This is a genomic window from Corynebacterium sp. CCUG 70398 (assembly GCF_024454055.1).
Taxonomy (GTDB): domain Bacteria; phylum Actinomycetota; class Actinomycetes; order Mycobacteriales; family Mycobacteriaceae; genus Corynebacterium; species Corynebacterium genitalium.
This window is the reverse complement of record NZ_JAGPYZ010000001.1, coordinates 170,034-190,419: the sequence shown is the minus strand read 5'-3', so window position 1 is coordinate 190,419 and position 20,386 is coordinate 170,034. Positions and strand designations below refer to the sequence as shown.

21 protein-coding genes are annotated in these 20,386 nt (G+C 62.4%); 2 read left to right on the top strand and 19 right to left on the bottom strand.

Annotation, left to right across the window (positions count from 1 at the left end):
* Positions 1-5 precede the first annotated feature (5 nt).
* From KBX07_RS00890 to KBX07_RS00875, 4 genes are read right to left on the bottom strand one after another with little or no spacing between them, the layout of a single operon-like run.
* Positions 6-779, bottom strand: coding sequence for an electron transfer flavoprotein subunit beta/FixA family protein (locus tag KBX07_RS00890; protein WP_256002845.1), 774 nt, complete (start codon positions 777-779; stop codon positions 6-8).
* Between the two features lie 10 nt (positions 780-789).
* Positions 790-1,986, bottom strand: coding sequence for an SAM-dependent methyltransferase (locus tag KBX07_RS00885; RefSeq protein ID WP_256002847.1), 1,197 nt, complete (start codon positions 1,984-1,986; stop codon positions 790-792).
* A complete protein-coding gene (locus tag KBX07_RS00880) occupies positions 1,976-2,779 on the bottom strand; it encodes an NUDIX hydrolase (RefSeq protein WP_256002849.1) in 804 nt (267 codons plus the stop codon). Before KBX07_RS00880 ends, KBX07_RS00885 begins: the two co-directional genes overlap by 11 nt.
* A 23-nt stretch (positions 2,780-2,802) precedes the next feature.
* Positions 2,803-3,660, bottom strand: coding sequence for an ABC transporter ATP-binding protein (locus tag KBX07_RS00875; protein WP_256002850.1), 858 nt, complete (start codon positions 3,658-3,660; stop codon positions 2,803-2,805).
* Positions 3,661-3,724: 64 nt separating this feature from the next.
* On the opposite strand from KBX07_RS00875, the gene KBX07_RS00870 reads away from it, so the two are divergent.
* Together KBX07_RS00870 and glgB are read left to right on the top strand one after the other, a co-directional pair.
* Entirely contained in the window at positions 3,725-5,749 is a 2,025-nt protein-coding gene (locus KBX07_RS00870) for a maltotransferase domain-containing protein (RefSeq protein WP_256022606.1), read from the top strand.
* 27 nt (positions 5,750-5,776) lie between these two features.
* The gene (gene glgB / locus KBX07_RS00865) at positions 5,777-7,969 is read left to right on the top strand and encodes a 1,4-alpha-glucan branching protein GlgB (protein WP_256022605.1); all 2,193 of its coding nucleotides are present in this window, start codon (positions 5,777-5,779) and stop codon (positions 7,967-7,969) included.
* Between the two features lie 34 nt (positions 7,970-8,003).
* Here the strand turns inward: glgB and KBX07_RS00860 are convergent, their stop codons facing one another.
* The 15 genes from KBX07_RS00860 to KBX07_RS00790 form a co-directional block, all read right to left on the bottom strand.
* Positions 8,004-8,309, bottom strand: coding sequence for a thiamine-binding protein (locus KBX07_RS00860; RefSeq protein ID WP_005290533.1), 306 nt, complete (start codon positions 8,307-8,309; stop codon positions 8,004-8,006).
* Positions 8,310-8,332: 23 nt separating this feature from the next.
* A complete protein-coding gene (locus tag KBX07_RS00855) occupies positions 8,333-8,617 on the bottom strand; it encodes a hypothetical protein (protein WP_083770313.1) in 285 nt (94 codons plus the stop codon).
* A gap of 23 nt (positions 8,618-8,640) precedes the next feature.
* Complete coding sequence (gene nucS / locus KBX07_RS00850; protein WP_256019138.1) at positions 8,641-9,333, bottom strand: endonuclease NucS; 693 nt, start codon at positions 9,331-9,333, stop codon at positions 8,641-8,643.
* A gap of 19 nt (positions 9,334-9,352) precedes the next feature.
* Positions 9,353-9,811: a DUF2550 domain-containing protein gene (locus KBX07_RS00845; protein WP_256019139.1), complete on the bottom strand. Its 459-nt coding sequence runs from the start codon at positions 9,809-9,811 to the stop codon at positions 9,353-9,355.
* 133 nt (positions 9,812-9,944) lie between these two features.
* Complete coding sequence (locus KBX07_RS00840) at positions 9,945-10,307, bottom strand: F0F1 ATP synthase subunit epsilon (RefSeq protein WP_256019141.1); 363 nt, start codon at positions 10,305-10,307, stop codon at positions 9,945-9,947.
* A 9-nt stretch (positions 10,308-10,316) separates the two neighbouring features.
* A complete protein-coding gene (gene atpD, locus KBX07_RS00835) occupies positions 10,317-11,840 on the bottom strand; it encodes a F0F1 ATP synthase subunit beta (protein ID WP_005290540.1) in 1,524 nt (507 codons plus the stop codon).
* 3 nt (positions 11,841-11,843) lie between these two features.
* Positions 11,844-12,818 carry a F0F1 ATP synthase subunit gamma gene (locus KBX07_RS00830; protein ID WP_005290542.1) on the bottom strand — a complete coding sequence of 325 codons (975 nt, stop codon included), beginning with the start codon at positions 12,816-12,818 and terminating at the stop codon, positions 11,844-11,846.
* Between the two features lie 71 nt (positions 12,819-12,889).
* Entirely contained in the window at positions 12,890-14,536 is a 1,647-nt protein-coding gene (gene atpA / locus KBX07_RS00825; RefSeq protein WP_256022603.1) for a F0F1 ATP synthase subunit alpha, read from the bottom strand.
* Between the two features lie 41 nt (positions 14,537-14,577).
* Positions 14,578-15,420, bottom strand: coding sequence for a F0F1 ATP synthase subunit delta (locus KBX07_RS00820; protein WP_255996142.1), 843 nt, complete (start codon positions 15,418-15,420; stop codon positions 14,578-14,580).
* A gap of 7 nt (positions 15,421-15,427) precedes the next feature.
* Positions 15,428-16,024: a F0F1 ATP synthase subunit B gene (locus tag KBX07_RS00815; protein WP_255996140.1), complete on the bottom strand. Its 597-nt coding sequence runs from the start codon at positions 16,022-16,024 to the stop codon at positions 15,428-15,430.
* Between the two features lie 54 nt (positions 16,025-16,078).
* Complete coding sequence (locus KBX07_RS00810) at positions 16,079-16,318, bottom strand: ATP synthase F0 subunit C (protein ID WP_005290550.1); 240 nt, start codon at positions 16,316-16,318, stop codon at positions 16,079-16,081.
* 101 nt (positions 16,319-16,419) lie between these two features.
* Positions 16,420-17,226, bottom strand: coding sequence for a F0F1 ATP synthase subunit A (gene atpB / locus KBX07_RS00805; protein ID WP_005290553.1), 807 nt, complete (start codon positions 17,224-17,226; stop codon positions 16,420-16,422).
* 335 nt (positions 17,227-17,561) lie between these two features.
* Complete coding sequence (locus KBX07_RS00800) at positions 17,562-18,014, bottom strand: hypothetical protein (protein ID WP_255996137.1); 453 nt, start codon at positions 18,012-18,014, stop codon at positions 17,562-17,564.
* Positions 18,015-18,061: 47 nt separating this feature from the next.
* Entirely contained in the window at positions 18,062-18,790 is a 729-nt protein-coding gene (locus KBX07_RS00795; protein WP_050748819.1) for a hypothetical protein, read from the bottom strand.
* A gap of 152 nt (positions 18,791-18,942) precedes the next feature.
* Complete coding sequence (locus KBX07_RS00790; RefSeq protein ID WP_005290560.1) at positions 18,943-20,244, bottom strand: heparan-alpha-glucosaminide N-acetyltransferase domain-containing protein; 1,302 nt, start codon at positions 20,242-20,244, stop codon at positions 18,943-18,945.
* Positions 20,245-20,386: the final 142 nt, after the last annotated feature.

Genomic DNA, 20,386 nt, shown 5'->3' with positions numbered 1-20,386 from the left:
GCTCCTTAGATCAGGTTGCGGGCGGCCAGGTGCTCAACCACCTGAGCTGCGATGTCGTCGGCAGGGCCTTCCAGCAGCTCACCGGCAGTGCGCGGCGGCACCTCGGTCGCGCTGGTGACGGCGGTAGCGGACGGAACAGCCTCCAGGCCGATGTCGGCGGCGCTGTAGCGAGTGATCTCGTGCTTCTTGGCAGCCTTCATTCCCTTGAAGTTGGGGAAGCGCGGCTTGTCGGACTGCTCAGTGACGGCCACCACTGCCGGAAGCGCTGCTGCGACCTCCCAGGTTCCGCGCTCGTCATCGCGGGTGCCGTGGATCTGTTGTGCCTCGATGCGCAGGTTGTACGCCTGCGTCAGCGCCGGCACCTGGCGGTACTCGGCGAGCATGCCGGGCAGCACCCCGGTGGAGCCGTCGGAGGACTGGTTGCCCATGATCACTAGAGAGAGGTCCTCGATGGTGCTGAGCACACTGTTCAGGGCCCATGCAGTGGCGATGGCGTCGGAGCCGGCCAAGGAGTCGTCGATAAGCGAAATGGCGTCATCGGCGCCCATTGCGATCGCTTTGCGCAATGCTTCTTCGCAGCCCTCCGGCCCCATCGTGACGGCAACAACCTTGTAACCATCGTTGTCGTCGCGCAGGCGCAGGGCAGCCTCGACGGCGTATTCGCTGATCTCGTCGAGCACGTTGTCGGCGCTGGAGCGGTCGAGCGTGTTGTCGGCCGCGAGGGTCTTTGTCGACCACGTGTCGGGCACGTTTTTCACTAGAACGGCAATAGTGGACATGGGTGCGAGCCTAGCGCACCCGCGCATCACATAGATATGCAGTGGCCGTGTCGCCGATGCGCGCGATGACCACCGCCATCGGTGAGCTGCCTTTGAGTTTCATTTTGTTGCGCAGCTGGTCAGGGTCAACATCGACACCACGCACGAGAATCTCCAGTGCGCCCGCACCATGAGCCTGCAGGGCCGGTTTCAGCTTCTTCAGCGGCACTTCCTCGATGAATGGAAATCCGGAGTGGTGCTCCGGAACCGCGTCGCCCGTGAGGAACGCGATGTGCGGATCGAGCATCGCCAGATCGTGCTTGGCCGCCCAGTGGCGCACCAGGCCAGCGCGGATGACGGCACCGTCGGGCTCGATAATGAAGCGCCGCGGCGTACCGACGTCCACAGCCTCCCCGGCCCCATCCGTGATCCGTTCGGTGAACCCCGGCTGGATCACCACTGCTTCCCGTTTCGCGGGGTCAAGGCCGGGAGTGTAGAGACAGGCTTCCTTCACGGCCCCGTTCTCGCTGACGATACTGACCAGGCCGGGCCACTGCGAATAATCGATGCCGGGTGCGCACTTGACGGCCATTTCGGCGTAGGGATAGGCCTCAAGCAGGTCCGGCAGCGGCGGGATGAGCTTAGCCGGGTCGGTGATCCGGCGTCCGTCCTTGCGCCGGGCGGGATCGGCGACAATGACGCGTCCTGGACCAGAGCCACTGCACATCCGGCGCGTCGGGCCCGCACTGCTCGCGGGAGTGGTGACGGGATGCAGCGCATCAGCCACAGCCACATGCGGCCCCACGTTGTGGCGTGCCATGAGCACGCGCGAGAAGTCGATGTCTGTGCCCAGCCAATCCATGCCCTGCGCTGTGACTGCGGGGGCTTCGGTGCCGATGGAACACGTCACGTCGTGCACCAACGAGGCCCCGGCGCGGGCGATGCGTTCGGCGCGCACCTGGGCGACAGTGTGCGGGGTGGCCTGCTGAGCCGCATTCGTATCGGTCAGCCAGGATGCTGCGTTGGCTGCGGCGGGGAGCTTTGAGGCGAGCGCGCGCTGGGCGGTCACCAGTTCCATGACGGCGCGGGAGTGCTCGCCGAAGACAGGCTGGAGCCTCTGGCGGTCAGCAAGGACGGACTTCTTTGTCAGCTCCAACTCCCCCGCTGCGTCGGCGATCGCGTCGAGCCGGCTGGCGAGGAAGCGGACCTCCTCGGGGTTAAAGCTCAAATTTCTTGCCCATCCGGTTGACCGGGTGGGACTCGAACAGCTCCCGGTAGCGGGGAATGTCGACGGGGTCGCCGACAACCGCTTCGATCTCTTTGCCCTTGACGTTGTCCATGATTTCGTCGACGGAGGCGAATTCGGAGATGTCGTACAGCTGCGCCCACGTTGACGGTGCGAATCGGACAAGGCCTTGGCGCCACCCGTCGATGAGCAAGCTCGGCGGGAACCAGTTCGCATCACTTGCCTCACCTGTGGCTACGTCAGGCTCTTGACCGTGCGGAAGCTCGGCGACGAAGGTGAATGTGTCGAACCACGTGCCTTTCTCGCTCTTGCCCACCCAACGGCCGGAAGGTTTGAGCAAAGTCGCATCGACATCCAGGCCGGTTTCTTCCAGCACTTCTGTGAAGGAGAGTTCGTGGCTTTCCAACCGCTTGCGGATTTGGTGGAAGGGGCGGGCGTCTTGGAGGAGTTTGTCGTTGTCGTCGACAAGCAACAGCGTGCCTGTTTCCTCGAAAAGCTCACGCACAGCGGCGAACATGAGCGCATGGGCTTGGCGCGGCTTGACGTCGAGCTGCTTGGCCAAGTCGTGCACGCTACGGCCGGACCAGAGTTCTTTCGCGTCCTCCTTGTCGGCCGGGAAGTCGCGGATATCCACTCCACCGCCGGGAAAGACCGTCATACCAGGGTAATTGCGCATCGTGAGAACGCGCTCTTGCATCCAGACCTCTAAGCCCGCAATGCCGTCGCGCACGAGGATCACTGTGGCCGCCAAACGGCCGTAGTTGATCCCCTTCATGTCCTCCTCGTTGCGTGAGCCCATTATGCCCTCCGGTGCGCTCCAGCACGGCGGGTCCTGCGGGCGAAGAAACGGCCGTCTTCCTTCGTCAACGTGATCGGTTGGTGGTAGGCCTTCGTCAGGTTCTCACTGGTGAGAACGTCATCGACCAGCCCTTGTGCAACGACATCGCCTTCGCTGAGCAGCATCGCGTGGGTGAAGCCGTAGGGAATCTCCTCGACGTGGTGGGTGATCATCACGATCGCCGGGGCATCAGGGTCGAGCGCGAGATCACCCAAATACGCCACAAGATCCTCGCGGCCACCAAGGTCAAGTCCCGCTCCCGGCTCATCCATGATGAGCAACTCGGGGTTGACCATGATCGCGCGCGCAATGAGGACACGCTTCTTTTCACCGTCCGACAGTGTGCCCCAGCGGCGGCCCAGCAGGTGGAACGCGCCCGCGTGGTCGAGGGAGTCGTGGACCTGCTCATAGTCCACCTCGCCGTACTCCTCGCGCCAGCGGCCCACAACGGCGTAACCGCCGGAGAGCACGAGATCTTCCACCAGCTCGTCGGCGGGAACACGATCACCCAGCTCAGAGGTGGTCATTCCGATCACGGCGCGCAGATCGCGCATGTCCGTTCTGCCCAGCTGCTCCCCCAGCACGAAGGCGGTGCCTGAGGACGGATGCTCCTGGGCTGCCGCCATCCGGATCAACGACGTCTTTCCCGCGCCGTTGGGCCCGATGACGACCCACCGTTCATCCAGCTCAACTTTCCAGTCCACGGGCCCTACCAACACGTTGCCGCCGCGGCGGAAATCCACTCCGCGGAAGTCGATGAGCAGGTCTGGATCCGTCTGGGGTTCCTCTGGTCGATTCTGGGCAGTTTGATCAGTCACGCCCCCTATTGTGGCGTATTTTCCTGCCCGGTGGTGTGACCCTGACTTCGCTAGTGTGGGAGCCATGGCTATCGGACGCTTGGGTATCGACGATGTGAGGCCCCGCACCACCGACGGGGCACTACCGACGAAGGCAGTTGTTGGGGAGGTCGTGCCGATCTCCGCGCTGGTGTGGCGCGAGGGACACGACGCTATCGCGGCGACAGTGGTGATCACTGCCCCGGACGGTTCGTCCCGCTCCGTGCTTATGACACCGGAGGAAAACCGCCCCGACTACTGCCACGCGGTGTTCACTCCCGATATGGAAGGCCTGTGGCGCTTCCGGGTTGAGGCTTGGTCTGATCCGGTGGCAACGTGGCGCAACGCAGTGACCAAGAAGTCCGCAGCAGGCCAGTCCGCCGAAGAGATGTCGAACGACCTCATTCACGGCGTTGAGCTTTTCGAGCGTGCAGCGGCCGAGGGCGATTCCTCCCGGCGCGAATTGCTCACCGCTGCCGCAACAGCCTTGTCGTCCGATGCACCGTTGCGTGAGCGTCTTGCCCCGGCGCTTGCCGACGATGTTGCCCAGTCCCTCCACTCCCGCCCCGTCCGCGACCTGATCACCCAGGGCCCGGAGTGCGAAATCCTCGTCGAGCGCAGCAAGGCCCTGTTCAGCTCGTGGTACGAGCTCTTCCCCCGCTCCACCGGCGGGTGGGATGAACAAGGCCGCCCCGTCCACGGCACTTTCGCCACTACTGCGGAGGCTCTGCCGCGCGTCGCGGCGATGGGCTTTGACACCGTCTACTTCCCGCCGATCCACCCCATCGGCGAAGTCAACCGTAAGGGCCCGAACAACACTCTGGTGGCTGAGGACGGCGATGTGGGCTCCCCGTGGGCGATCGGTTCCGTATTGGGCGGCCACGACGCGGTCCACCCGGAGCTGGGTACGACCGAGGATCTGCGGGCGCTGTTGGACCGGGCTGAAGAGTTGGGCTTGGAAGTCGCGCTCGACTTCGCTCTCCAGGCCGCGCCCGACCACCCGTGGGCCAAGGAGCACCCTGACTTCTTCACCGTGCTGGCGGACGGCACCATCGCGTTTGCCGAGAACCCGCCCAAGAAGTACCAGGACATCTACCCCATCAACTTCGACAACGCCTCTGATGTCATCTACGAAGAGATCTACCGCGCGTTGATGACGTGGGTGGACCTGGGCATCACCACCTTCCGCGTGGACAACCCGCACACGAAACCGGTTGACTTCTGGCACTGGTTGATCGCCAAAGTCCACGAGACACACCCTGAGGTGATCTTCTTGGCCGAGGCGTTCACCCGCCCGCCGCGCCTGCTCGGCCTGGCCAAGGCCGGGTTCTCGCAGTCCTACACCTACTTCCCGTGGAAGACCACGAAAAAGGAGCTGACGGGCTTCGCACAAGACTGCGTGCGCTTCGCCGACATCTCTCGCCCGTCCTTCTGGGTGAACACCCCGGACATTCTCCAGGCCTTCATCCAGACCGGGAACCGGGCGGCATTTGCCATCCGTGCCACCCTGGCATCGACCTTGAGCCCGCTGTGGGGCATGTACTCCGGTTTCGAGCTGTACGAGCACGAGCCGGTCGCCCCGGGCAGCGAGGAATATCTCGACTCCGAGAAGTACCAGCTCCGCCCGCGCGACTTCGCTGGTGCTGAGGAGCGCGGAGACTCGCTTGCCCCCTACATCACTCTGCTCAACCAGATCCGCAAGGACCACCCTGCCCTGCAGCAGTTGCGCAACCTGCACTTCCACACCGCAGACAACGACCAGGTGATCGCGTACTCCAAGTTCGACGCAGCCACCGGCGACTGCATCCTCGTCGTGGTCAACCTCGACCCGACCTATCCGCAGGAGTGCAACGTCACGCTGAACATGGAGGCCCTCGGCTTGACACCCAGCGCCACGTTCCCGGTGCACGACCTCGTCTCTGGCGCCGACTACGAGTGGACCATGCGCAACTACGTGCGCTTGAGCCCGATGGAGAATGTCGCGCACATCTTCAGGCTCCCGCTTATCGATGCATCCCTGCGCGAGCGCCTCGCCTTCCGCGATCTCGCAGACGCTGACTACCGCCCCTAACGCTTTAAACCCCGACAAAGGACTACCATGACCTCCCCCGATCCGCAGCTGCTCATCCCCGAGGCAGACCGTCAGCGCCTGATCGAGTGCAAGCACCACGCTCCCCACGACTTCTACGGCTGGCACTCGACACCATCCGGCTCCGTGATCCGTGCCCGCGTGCTCGGCGCGACCGCAGTGGACGTGCTCATCCACAACCAAGGCCTGCCCATGACCCCCATCGGGGACGACATTTGGGTACTCGGGCTCGAAGATGACCTCGCGCCGGATTACCGCCTGCAGATCACCTACCCGGAGGGTGACCCGGTGATCACGGCGGACCCGTACCACTTCCTGCCCACGCTCACGTCGTTCGACCTGCACCTTCTCGGTGAGGGCCGCCACGAGCGCCTGTGGGAAGTCCTCGGCGCGAACCAGCACACCTACCACACCCCGATGGGCGATGTTTCCGGTACCTCGTTCGCTGTATGGGCCCCGAACGCACAGGGCGTTGCCGTCGTCGGTGACTTCTGCAACTGGAACCCGAACCAGTACCCGATGCGCACCCTGGGCTCGACGGGCGTGTGGGAGATCTTCATTCCGGACCTCGCGCCGGGCACCCAGTACAAGTTCACTGTCCAGGGTGTGGATGGTGTCGCACGCGACAAGGCCGACCCGCTGGCCAAGCAGACAATGACCCCGCCGGAGACGGTGTCGGTCATCGCCGGCGAGAGCACCTACGAGTGGCGCGATCACGAGTGGATGGCGGCCCGTCCGGGCATTGACGCTACGAACGCCCCGATGAGCGTCTACGAGTGCCACGTCGGCTCCTGGCGCGTCGGTTACGGCTACCGCGAGCTGGCCAAGGAGCTTGTCCCCTACTTGGTCGAGAACGGTTTCACCCATGTGGAGCTCCTGCCTGTCGCCGAGCACCCCTTCGGTGGATCCTGGGGGTACCAGGTCACCGGCTACTACGCACCGACCGCGCGCTGGGGCACCCCGGATGACTTCCGCTATCTCGTAGACACCCTCCACCAGGCCGGCATCGGCGTGATCGTTGACTGGGTGCCCGCGCACTTCCCGAAGGACGATTGGGCCCTGGGTCGTTTCGACGGTACCGCCCTCTACGAGCACCCGGACTGGCGCCGCGGCGAGCAGAAAGACTGGGGCACCTACGTCTTCGACTTCGGCCGCAACGAGGTGCGCAACTTCCTCGTGGCCAACGCTCTGTACTGGTTCGAGGAGTTCCACCTCGACGGCATGCGTGTCGATGCGGTGGCCTCGATGCTGTACCTGGACTACTCCCGCGAGCCGGGCGAGTGGCTGCCCAATGAGTTCGGCGGCCGCGAGAACCTCGACGCAGTTCAGTTCCTCCAGGAGTTCAACGCCACCGTGCACCGTTCCCACCCCGGTGTGCTCACCATCGCCGAAGAGTCCACTGCGTGGCCGGGTGTCACGGCGCAGACCTCTGCCGACGGCCTAGGTTTCTCCCTGAAGTGGAACATGGGTTGGATGAATGACACCCTCGAGTACTTCTCCCTCGACCCGATACACCGCTCCTTCCACCACAACGAGGTCACGTTCTCCCTCGTCTATGCCTTCTCCGAGAGCTACGTGCTCCCCTTCTCCCACGACGAGGTGGTCCACGGAAAGGGATCCCTGTGGGAGCGCATGCCGGGTGATGAGTGGAACAAGGCCGCCGGTGTGCGCACCCTGTTCGGCTACATGTTCTCCCACCCGGGCAAGCAGCTGATGTTCATGGGCTGCGAGTTCGGCCAGCAGACCGAATGGGCTGAAGCCGGCTCCGTCAACTGGGACAACTTGCAAGACTGGGGCGCCGAATACCACGAGGGCATCCGCACACTCGTCCGCGACCTCAACCACCTGTACAAGGACACCCCGGCACTGTTCAGCCAGGACAATACCCCCATGGGTTTCCAGTGGATCAAGGGCGACGACGCAGAGCACAACGTCCTGGCCTACATCCGCTGGGGCGTGGACTCTGTGCCGGTGCTGGCCGTGGTCAACCTGTCCGGCGCCCCGCAGACGGATTACCGCCTTGGTCTACCCCGCGCTGGCGAGTGGGAACTCATCCTCAATACCGACGACGCGAAGTACAAGGGTGCTGGTAATGAGCTGCCGGACACTGTCGCCACCGAGGACCGTGAATGGGACACCTTCGAGCAGTCCGCAACCTTCCACATCCCGGCTATGAGCGTGCAGTACTACACGCTGCGGTAAGCGCGGGTGAGGTAAGCAGGGCGAGGGACGTGAGTTAACCCTCGCCCAAATGCTTTTCGACGCTAGCCACCTTGCCCTCAATCTGCCCCGTGTACCCAGGGCGGATGTCGGCCTTGATCACCAGCGACACGCGCGGAGACACTTCCTGCACGGCTTCAGTGGCGCGTTTGACCACGTCCATCACCTCGTCCCACTCTCCTTCGACGAGCGTGAACATCGCGTTCGTCTCATTAGGCAGACCCGAATCGCGCACGATTTTCACCGCGCGTGAGACCGCCTCAGACATCGCGGCAGTGTTGTCGGGAGTTTCGGTCGGGGCAACGGAGAACGCGAGAATCATGGCCCTAAGCTTAGCGGGATCGCTTATCTACGCTCCCAGCAATGGCGGTGCCAATGCCTCCGGTCATCCCCTTGCCTGCCGGTGTCGCGCGGCCATGCGACGATATGCGCCACCCCGGGCGGAATGTTCTGATTGCAGCGGGGGCACACGTAGAACTTCGTCGCCGAAGCAGATCCGATCTGGCGCACCAAGTAGATGTCCCCGTGCGGGCCTTCTTCCTCCCGCGTGCCCCAATAGGTGCCGCCGTCGCGAGGGAGGCTGCGGCCCGGCATGTACGCTCCCCTGTCGCGCCGATTTCTCCGTGGCATGGGCTGCTTCCTACCTCGCGGTCCTAGAACAGGCGCAGTTCGTTGGATTCGATGCCGCGCAGTTCGTCATAGTCGAGCGTGACGCACCGGATTCCGCGGTCCTCGGCGAGTGTCTTCGCTTGCGGCTTGATCTCTTGCGCGGCGAACACGCCCTTGACCGGACCGACGAGGCTGTCGCGGCCGAGCATGTCCAAATAGCGGCTGAGCTGCTCGACGCCGTCGATGCCGCCGCGGCGCTTGACCTCAACGGCGACTGCCACACCCTCGCCGTCGCGGGCCATGATGTCCACCGGACCGAGCGGGGTTGGGTACTCGCGGCGGACCAGGGTGAAACCGTCGCCCAGTGTAGTGATGTGCTCTGCCAAAAGCTCCTGGAGATGCGCCTCCACGCCGTCCTTGACCAACCCCGGATCGGTGCCCAAGTCGTAGGACAAGTCCTCATGGATCTCTTCGAGAGTCACGCGCAGCTGCTCGCCCTTCGGGTTCTCCACCACCCACAACTGGGCCCCCGTGTCCTCGTCGTCGACGTCGAGAATCGGCTCTTCTGTAATCGTGCACGGCGGAGTCATCCAGTTCAGCGGCTTGTAGGCACGGTCGTCCGCGTGCACCGACAACGACCCGTCAGCTTTGATCATGATCAACCGGTCCGCCAAGGGCAAGTGTGCGTCGAGGCGGCCGACGTAGTCCACAGAGCAACGGGCAATAACGAGACGCATGGGTTCCAGCCTAGCGGGCTTAGGTCTGCGCCTTGAAAGCGCGGTTGCGCAGGTGCTCGATATCAGCACGCACATGGCGTTTATCCGGGGCAGACTCCAGCCATGAGATCAGCGCCATCGACGCATGGCACTCCGTGGCGAACTCGTAGTCGTTGCCATCCGCAGAAAAAAGAACAACCACCTCGACCCCGGGCATGAAATCCCGCTCGGTCTCAGTGGCTTTTCTGCGCCCGGTAATGGAAATGTCGTTGCGCGTGAGTACCTCATCCGCCCCGAAAGACAGGGAGCGCAGCTTGTAGAAGCGCATGTGGTCGCCGGAGTACGTGATCACGCCGTGGCGCCAACCGTGCGTCCCCTGCGCCGGTAGCACCCGGATCAGCGCCTGAGTGCCGTTGTTGCGCACCGTCAGAAACCGCCACACCGCCGCGCAGACGGCGATGACCGCCACCACGATAAGGAGGGACCCGACGATCTTCATAAAGAGCCAGTGTAACCGCCAGATTGTTCACAGTGAATAGACGAAAGTTTGACCACCCCCGCACGCAAAGGGTTAACCCCCGTCCAGACTGGCCTGGACGGGGGTTCAACCCGATAAATCGCGAGTGCGCGTACTACGCGCTGCCAATGCGGCGAAGAGCAGCCTGCTCAGAATCGTGGCGCGCCTTCTGGGCCGGATCCTCGTCGTCGAACTGCTCGTTGCTGTCCACCTCAGAGGCGAACTTCGCGGAGTCAGCCAAGACGGTGACCTTGTTTCCCACCACGGAAACGAACCCGCCCTGGACAGCGGCGACGACTTTGTCGCCGTCGGCCGGGCTGATGGTCACTACACCATCTTCTTTGAGCTGGCCAAGGAAAGGCTCGTGGCCGGGCATGAAGCCGATCTCACCATCGGTGGTCTGGACGGTGACAATGGATGCCTCGCCGGACCACAGCATGCGATCAACGGAGACCAGTTCTGCGGTGATTTCAGCCATGAGCTTCTCCTATTTCTCTTGCAGCTTCTTGTACTGAGCTTCGACGTCCTCGAGGCCACCAAGGTTGTTGAAGGCCTGCTCCGGGTAGTGGTCGAACTCGCCCTCAGCCAGCTTGTCAAAGGCCTCGATGGTCTCCTCGAGCGGGACGTACGAGCCCTCGTCGCCGGTGAACTTCTTCGCAACGAAGAAGTTCTGGCCGAGGAAGCGCTGGATCTTACGGGCGCGCATAACGGTGATCTTGTCCTCTTCGGACAGCTCGTCCATACCGAGGATGGCGATGATGTCCTGCAGCTCCTTGTTCTTCTGCAGGATGTTGATCACCTTCTGAGCGACACCGTAGTGGCGCTCGCCGACGATACCCGGCTCCAGGATGCGGGAGGTCGAGGTCAGCGGGTCCACAGCCGGGTAAATACCCTTCGAGGCGATGGAACGCGACAGCTCGGTCGTCGCATCCAGGTGGGCGAAGGTCGTCGCCGGGGCCGGGTCGGTGTAGTCATCCGCAGGCACGTAAACGGCCTGCAGGGACGTAATCGAACGGCCCTTGGTGGAGGTAATGCGCTCCTGGAGGACACCCATCTCGTCGGCAAGCGTCGGCTGGTAGCCCACAGCGGACGGCATGCGGCCGAGCAGCGTGGACACCTCAGAACCTGCCTGGGTGAAACGGAAGATGTTGTCGATGAACAGCAGCACGTCCTGGTTCTGCACATCGCGGAAGTACTCCGCCATGGTCAGGCCGGACAGGGCCACGCGCATACGAACCCCCGGCGGCTCATCCATCTGGCCGAAGACAAGGGCGGTATCCGGAAGGACGCCCATGTCCTCCATTTCCAGGAAGAGGTCCGTACCCTCACGGGTGCGCTCGCCGACACCGGCGAAGACCGACGTACCCGAGAACTCGCGAGCGATACGGGTAATCATCTCCTGGATCAGAACGGTCTTACCCACACCGGCACCGCCGAACAGGCCGATCTTTCCGCCCTTGACGTACGGGGTGAGCAGGTCGATGACCTTAATACCGGTCTCCAGGATCTCGGTCTTACCCTCGAGGTCCTTGAACTCCGGCGGCTCACGGTGGATACCCCAACGATCGCCGTCCTTGCCCACAGAAGGATCATCCAAGCACTCGCCGAGCGCGTTGAAGACGTGGCCCTTAACCTGGTCACCAACCGGAACCGAAATCGGGTTACCGGAGTCGCGGACCTGCGCGCCACGGACGAGGCCATCGGTCGGAGCCATGGCGATCGTGCGGACAAGGCCGTCGTTGAGGAACTGCGCCACCTCGAGGATGACAGTCTTAGCCACTGCATCGAGCTCAATGTCGACCTCGAGTGCGTTGTAGAGTTCAGGCAGCTCGCCGCGCGGGAACTCCACGTCGACGACTGCACCGATGACGCGGACGACGCGGCCGTTATCCGAACCAGCCGGCTTGCGCTCATCAGCGGAAGCCTGGTTGGCGGCACCGGAGGCTGCGACGTTGTCCTCAGCCCCGGTCGGCTCGTCGTTACGCTCATCGTGAGATAGAGCTGTAGTCATGATTTAGTCACTTTCTCCGCTACCGGACAACGCTCCAGCGCCGCCGATAATCTCGGTGATTTCCTGAGTAATTTTTGCCTGACGCAACTGGTTGGCTTCACGGGACAGCCCGTTAGCCAACTCCGTCGCGTTGTCCGTCGCATTCTTCATCGCGGTACGGCGCGATGCAGACTCCGCCGCCGACGCCTCCAGGAAGATCGAGTAGAGCGTCCTGGACACGTACGCTGGGAGAAGGCTCTCCATGAGCGTCTCAGCGTCCGGCTCGAACTCCATGTCCGGCATGGTCTCGCCTGACGTGGTGAACAAGTCCTCTTGCTCGAACTCTACGTCCTCGAAGACGGGCTCGATGGGCAGCAGCTGGTGAGCCGTTGCCTCTTGCGACAGCATGGAGACGAACTTGGTGTAAACCACGTGGACCTGGTCGAAGCCTCGGATGGCCTGGCCTTCCGGCGCGCGGATGCCCTCGCGCCACTTGACCTCACCTTCCGAGGTGGCTTCAAAACCGCCGACCATGTGGTGGCGCACGTCGTGCGTACCCTCCCACGTCGGGTCCTGGGACCAACCAGTCCACTCCCCCGCGATCTCCTGATCACGGAAGTCGTAGTGGGTCACACCCTTGCCGCCGGTGACGTAGCGGACAACCTCGTAGCCGGCGTCGCGGAGCATGCGCTCCAGCTCGCCAGCCTTCTTGAGCACGTTGTGGTTGTAACCGCCGGCCATACCGCGGTCAGAGGTGACCACCAGCATTGCGGCGACCTTGGCGTTTTCGCGCTGGCGAAGCATCGGGTGGTCCAGGTTGGTCGCAGCGACAAGCCGCTCCATGACATCCTGCATCTCGTTGGCGTACGGCTGAGCCGCCTCCACGCGACGCTGGGCCTTGGTAATGCGCGATGTTGCGATCAGTTCCTGGGCTTTGGTGATCTTCTTCGTCGAGTTGACCGACTTGATGCGGTCACGCAGTTCGCGAAGTGTTGCCATAGTGTGTGCTCCTCCTCTCTCTTAAGTCGTGTTTCTCTAGGTTCTTTAGCCCAGAACAGCGCGAGTCTGAACTAATCCTTCTTCTGCGACTTGCGAGAGACGTTGAGCTGCTGCTTCGAGATGTCGCTCTCGTCCATAGCATCAGCCTCCGGCTCGCGCACGACACGCTCGCCGCCGGAGGTCTGGAAGTTCTGGGCGAAGCTCTCGTTGACGCGGGCCAGGGTCTCCTTCGACTCGTCGGACAGGGCTGCGCCGCCGTCGACCTGCTCGTAGACCTCAGGGGCCTCAGCGCGGATCGTCTCGTGCAGCTCTGCCTCATAACGGCGGACATCTTCGACGGGAACGGAGTCGAATGCGCCCTCGTTAGCGAGGTGGATGGAGATGATCTGGAACTCGACCGGCTGGGGGGAGTTCTCCGGCTGCTTCAGCAGCTCGACGAGGCGCTGGCCGCGCTCGAGCTGGCGCTTGGAAGCGTCATCCAGGTCGGACGCGAACGCTGCGAAAGACTCGAGGTCGCGGTATGCGGCCAAGTCCAGACGGAGGTTACCCGCGACCTTCTTCATGCCCTTGGTCTGTGCGGCACCACCGACACGGGAGACGGAAATACCGACGTCAATGGCCGGGCGGACACCCTGGTTGAACAGGTCGGACTGCAGGAAGCACTGACCGTCCGTAATCGAGATGACGTTGGTCGGAATGAAGGCACCGACATCGTTCGCCTTGGTCTCGATGATCGGAAGGGCCGTCAGAGAGCCGGCGCCGAGCTCGTCGTTAAGCTTGGCAGCGCGCTCCAGCAGACGGGAGTGCAGGTAGAAGACGTCACCCGGGTATGCCTCGCGGCCCGGCGGGCGGCGCAGCAGCAGCGAGATGGCGCGGTAGGCCTCAGCCTGCTTGGTCAGGTCATCGTAGACCACCAGAACGTGGTTGCCCTGGTACATCCAGTGCTGGCCCAGAGCAGCACCGGCGAACGGTGCCAGCCACTTGAAGCCTGCGGAGTCGGATGCCGGAGCGGCAACGATGGTGGTGTACTCGAGTGCGCCGTGCTCCTCGAGGGTGCGGCGCACACCAGCAATGGTCGAGCCCTTCTGGCCGATGGCAACGTAGATGCAGCGGACCTGCTTCGTCTTATCACCGGTCTCCCAGTAGGCCTTCTGGTTGAGGATGGTGTCGATGCAGACCGCGGTCTTACCGGTCTTACGGTCACCAATGATCAGCTGGCGCTGGCCGCGGCCGATCGGCGTCATGGCGTCAATCGCCTTGATGCCAGTCTGCATCGGCTCCTCAACCGGCTGACGGTCGAGCACGCCTGCCGCCTGAAGCTCGAGCACACGCTCTTCGTCAGCCTCAATCGGACCCAGGCCGTCAATCGGCTGGCCCAGGGGGTTGATCACGCGGCCGAGGAATGCCTCCCCGACCGGGATGGACAGGACCTCACCGGTCCTGGAAACTTTGTCGCCTTCGTAGATCGTCTCGAAGTCACCCAGGACCACCACGCCGACGGTGTCGGTGTCGAGGTTCTGTGCGACGCCGATGACGCCGTTGGAGAACTCAAGCAGCTCGTTGGTCATGCAGCTCGGCAGCCCGGAAACCTGGGCAATACCATCTGCAGCCGACGTCACCACGCCGACCTCCTCACGGGAGGCCTCCGCGGAGTAGCTCGAGGTGTAGTTCGCTATCGCGCTACGGATCTCATCGGAGGAGATCGTCAGCTCCGCCATAATCTTTCCTGCTCTCGGTAGATTCTTCCAGCAATTTCGTTTTAGTAAGCCGTGTTGGCTGCCATGTCGGCACGCATGCGCTCAAGTTTTCCGCGCGTGGAGCCGTCAATGAGTTCATCGCCAACGCGGATGGTCACACCACCGAGGAGGCTGGGGTCAACCTCAGTGTGAATGGCCATCTCGCGGCCGTAAATCTGTCCAAGCTTTTCTGCCAGTGCCTCGCGCTGAGAATCAGTCAGCTCAGTTGCAGCGGTCACTGCCGCAAACTCCCGACCTGTCAGTTCGGCCGACGCGCGGGCGATGCCTGCGATGTCGTCGACCGGATTGTCCTCTGGGCGGCCGACCACCTGCAGCGCCAACGCTTCGGTGTACATAGACACCTTGCCGTAGAGCACGCTGGCCAAAAGCTGACGCTTCTGGTCCGTGGTGGCGGTGCGGTCAGACAGCAGCTGGGTGAGTTCGCTCTCGCGCTCAAAGAGACGAGACAGCTGGAAGAGCTCGGATTCGACCTCGCCCAACTTGTTCTCGCTCTCTGCGCCGCGCAGGAGTGCCCTGCGGCCCAAGTGCACGAGTCCCTCACGGAATTCGCGCGGGGCGGACCACTCGCGTGCGCTTGCCTCGCGCAGCACCTCAAGCGTTGCTTCAGCGACCTTGCCGCTGAAGATCTCGCTCATGATGCCAACACGCTGCTCTTCGGCGAGCGAAGAGTCAGCCACGGCGATGCGCAGCGCACGGTTCTTGTCCAGCTGGTCCACAACAAGGAACAGCTCGGTGCCCACCTGGGCTGCGACGGATACGGACTCGCCTGCGTCGGCTTTGTCGCGGATGATCGCGTCCAGTTTCTCTGCGACGGCCGACTGTGCTTCGCGGCTAGCTGCTCTCATCGACGCCTCACTTTCCGGATGCCGAGCGTGCGGACACGGTGTCCAGCTGGCTCAAGAAACTGTCGATGGTGTTGGAACGGCGGGTGGAATCCGACAGTTCCTCGCCGAGGAGCTCCTCTGCGAGGTTGATGGAGTTCTGGCCGATTTCGTTGCGCAGCTCAGCAATGACCTGCTCACGGGAGGCCATCAGCTGCTTCTCACCAGCTTCGACAATGCGACGGGACTCAGCCTCAGCGTTGGCGCGTGCCTGTGCTTCGATTTCCTTGCCCTTTTCGCGGGCAGCTTCGCGGATCTCGTTAGCTTCGGCGCGTGCCTGTGCCAGCTGAGCGTTGTTCTTCTCCAGAGCAGCCTTTGCCTGTGCCTGAGCGGACTCAGCCCGCTCGATACCGCCCTTGATCCTGTCTTCGCGCTCAGCCAGAACTTCCTGGAACTTCGGCAGAACGAATTTCCAGAAGAGGATGAAGACGACAATGAAGACGACGAGGGACCAGACGATGTCGTACGGCGCGGGGAGCAGAATGCTCGGAGAAGCACCAGCGGGATCTCCCTCGAGGTTCAGCTTCTCGCCGCCCTCAGCCGCAAGTAGGTGAATGACGTTCGTCATTGGTTACTCCTGATCTAAAAGGTCTTACAAACTTCTTTTGTGCGAAGTGTTCTTTTAGAACAGGAAGCCGGCGACCAGGCCGATCAGGGCCAGTGCCTCGACGAAGGCGATACCCAGGAACATCGTGGTGCGCAGCTGGCCAGCCATCTCCGGCTGACGTGCCATGCCCTCGACGGTCTTGCCGACGAGGATGCCGATGCCGAGGCCCGGGCCGATGGTGGCAATGCCGTAGCCGATGGTGCCGAGACCGGTCACGGTCTGCTCGTTTGCCTGGGCGAGGATGATGTCGTTCATGGAAAGTCGTTCCCTTTCTTGATGTCCGGCCCGTTGCTGGCCCGGACGGTGACGAAATGTGTGGGGTTATTCAGTTGGCCTGTCAGTCAGTTCGCGCCTGACTAGTGCGAATCTGCGTGCAGCGACAGCTCGATGTACACCGCGACCAGAAGGGCGAAGATGTACGCCTGCAGGAAGATGATGATCAGCTCGTACAGGGTGAACAACAGCGCTGCGATCACAGTCAGACCACTCACTGCCGTCCATGCGTTGAGCTGCCAGAAGAAGAAGTTCGTGGCGGAGTACAACAGGACGAGAATGATGTGGCCCGCAAGGAAGTTCGCCATGAGACGAAGAGCCAGCGTGACCGGACGCAGAATGAACGTCGAGAAGAACTCGATCGGCACCACCAGAAGGTGAAGAGCCGGCGGCAAGTTCGGAATCACAAGGGAGTGCTTCACGTACTTGCCAAAGCCGTGGCGGGCGGCACCCGCGTAGATCATGGCGATGTATCCCACCAGCGCCAGCACAATCGGCATGCCAATGCGAGAGTTCGGCGAGATGTTCAACCCCGGAATGATCGTGGCTACGTTCATGAATAGGACCGTGAAGAAGATGGTGGCGATAACCGGCAGGAACCGCTTCCCCTCCTTCTTGCCCAAGATGTCTTCGGCGATTTGCACGCGGACGAAGTCCACGGCGATCTCACCAAGGTTTTGCAGGCCCGACGGAACCAATTTGGGGTTCCGGAAGGCGACAGCAAAAAGGACCACAAGCACGAGCGCCATCAGAAGACGGACGATCATGATGCGGTCCAGCGCGAACCAACCACCGAGGAAGTTTTCCCCGATGATGTGTAGGCCCTCATTGTATGTTTGCCCCGGGAAAAATTCTGGGCCAAGTTCAGGCGCGTGGAAGCTACCCTTCATGGCCAAAGTTGTAACGCTCAGCGTTCTCTCCCGTTCTCGGGCCGCGAACCTGTCGGGATTCGCGGTGCGATGGACGTCTTGAAGTTCTGCCTACCGCGGCGGACTCCGTCGCACATCAGCTACCGCGGGACAGGGGTGAGACCCGCGATTAGCCTATCAGCAGGACCCCCAAAACGTGCATGTTGGGGGGAGGTAGTCTTCGCCGATTTACCTGCTGGCTCACAGCCGTCACATTATGGCAGGTGTAGGCGATTTTCATGCGCCTGTTACGTCAGTCACAGACGGAGCACAGGGGGCAGAACAGCTCCCCCGCGCGCTTGTCGACGCCCCGTGCGTCACCCCACATACGTCACGTTCGTAGTCATCACGCCCCATACTTCGGTGGCGAGAACGACAATGAGCGCGAGGATGACAGTCACACCGAGCGCAGCCGTGTCATAGAAGTCCATGGTGCGCAGCCACATGAGCGCCAGGATCAAGACGATGAGCTTGACCAACCAGCTGCCCAGGACGACCGCCATGGTTGTTGAGGGGGATGTACCCGACGTCGCCAGAACTGACGCGACGGTCAATAGGACGAACCCGCCGCCGATCGCCGCACCGATGAGCACGCCCCAAATGCCCGGCAGGTCCCGGATGCTCCCCCAGATCGCCAAAGAGATGATGGTCATCGCAATGAGCGCCCATCCGCCTGCTTTGAAAGCACGGATGAGCGGGCGGCGGTGGTCCTGGAACTCAGAAGTATCGTTCACGGCGTGGCCGGATGTTCGGGCGTCGGAAGTGTTCACGGACCCTGATACTACAGAAGGCCCAGTTGCTTCTCGACGCTCCGCTGCTAACGCCAGATAATCGGCTCCACGGTATTACCGGCATCGGCAACACCGGGAAGACCGTAGTCAAACGGGTACATCAACGTCGCCGGCCGCGCTGCATCTTTGCCGCCCAGTTCGACGGCGGCTACAGCAGCGCGCGCGTATGGGTAGTTCATAACCAAACCAGCTTGGGCCACCGGCACCCGCGATGCCGGGGGGATGCCGCAAGCGTCGTCCGCACCGCCGACAAGTCGCATTGTCGTTTCGCCTTCGGTGGTGCCGGGCAACAGTTCCGGGGGCACTACAGCCGCCCCGCTGATGTCACCCACTCCGGGGACGACATCATCGCGACCAGAAGCCTTGGCGACCGCGCCGAGGTACGCAATGTCGTAGGCGAAGCACACGTACTCCTTGTTGCCTTCGGCGGCCGTGGCCGGGGCCAGTGCGACCTGCTCAGGGGCAAGGTCAATTCCCTGGTACGGGGTCACGGACCAGACCAGCAGACGGCCTTCAGCATCAGCGCTCGCAACAATCGCGGGCTCACCGAAGGGCAATTCTGTCCCCGGTGGAGTCAGTCTCGTTTCCACACCGTTCGGGTAAAGAACCTCGGGGATCTTTGGCGCGGGCTCGTTCGACTGCTCAGCGCTGTCGCTCAACTCACCCTCGTTGTCGACGGGGCTTTCCTCAGATTGAGCTTCTCCACTCTTGCTACCGATGGGCTTCAGCGATTCTTTTCCGTCCCGCGCGGTCATGGGCTCTGGGTGTGCCCCGCTGCTACAGGCGGCAGCACTTAGCCCCACCCCGACGGCGGTGATCACCGAGAGGATAGCTCGTTGCGCCACGTGTCGTACGCGGCCCATTTCTTTAGTTTTCTTCATGTCACGGGTACCTCAATGTTGAAGGTTTATTCTCTAGGGTCGCTTTGCTCCGCATCTGTTGGGGTGTGGGTGTTCTCACCTGCAGCAGCCGGCGCCGCGGTGGAGCGGTCTTCGCTGACTGGCGCATTCTTCGGCACCAGTCGCTTACTCACGCCCTTGCACGTCTTAGAGATGATGCGCTCCAAGGGCCCCTGGCCGAATGCAAGATGCCAGAAGCTGGCGAAGATGAGGAAGAATATTACTTGGCCCAGGAACCATTCCGTCCGGTAGGCCTTGATCGAGTCGGTGAAGTAGGCGAATGAGACCAGGTGGGTGACATAAATGGTCAGCGTCATCGATCCAGCCGCGATCAGCGGGAACAGCACGTGGCGCAGTGCCTGCGAGATAACCAACGTGAGCCCGAGGAACAGCACCGCGAAGCCGAGTGATTTCACCAGCGAGAAAGGCGTGTTCGTGTGCGGGCCGTCAATGGCTAGCCACCATAACGTGTCGGTAGGAAGATGCTTCGAGGGACCGTAATCGATCGTGTCGATGATGTCTTCCGCGTCATAACCGTCGGTGTAGTAGTAGAGCGCCTCAAAGCCGCCAAGGTAGTCGATGAGAAACCACGACGTGATCGAACCAATGGCGATGAGCACAAGGCCCCAGAGAATGAGCCGCGCCTCAGTCAGCAACCAGCGCAGGTTCATCCGTCCTAGCGCCATGCCGACGCAGATGTAGGCCATCCACGTGATCACGGGATAAGTGCCTCCGGCAAGGAGTGTCAGAAGGGTTTCTACTGGCTGCGTGAACAAGGACGTGAAGTTCGGGTTTGCGGGGCCCTTGTAATCAACGAAGGAGTTCAACGCGAAAATCGCGAGCGGCCCGAGAACGATGAAGCCTCCGGCGGTGATCAAGAGACTGCGGATCCGCATCCCGGTGAGCAACACCGCTACCAAGAACATCAGACCGTAGTACGGCAAGATGTTGAAGACACGCAGGGGCAGCTCGCTGATGGCCAAGCCCAACAGCAAGATCAGGATCGCACGGGTAACAAGGGAAACCCTGCTACGCGTCATCCGCCGGCCCTGATGCGGGTTATTCGCGCCAGTAATCAGCGCTACGGAGATTCCCGCCAAGAGAGCGAACAGCGCAGCGGCATTACCCGCTAGGAGCTGCCAGACCACGGTCGGCCGCCCCGTATAGGGGCTGTACGCGGGCAGAATGTGCACCGCGATCATGCCAAGCAGCGCGAACCCGCGCGCGACATCGAGGCCGACGATGCGCTTCGGGTTGCCACTGGGCCCGAACGCCCGATCAGAGGTCCAACGTACCCTGGACGGCCCCAAAACTTCGGGGCTCGGACCATCCTCCGGTGGAGGTAGCGTCTCCTTTTGTCCATCCCAAATGGGCCGGACTCCCGCTGGTCCTGGGGTGGGGCGAGCTACGGATTCCTCAGTTGAGGGATTCACTGATGATGACATACTGCTG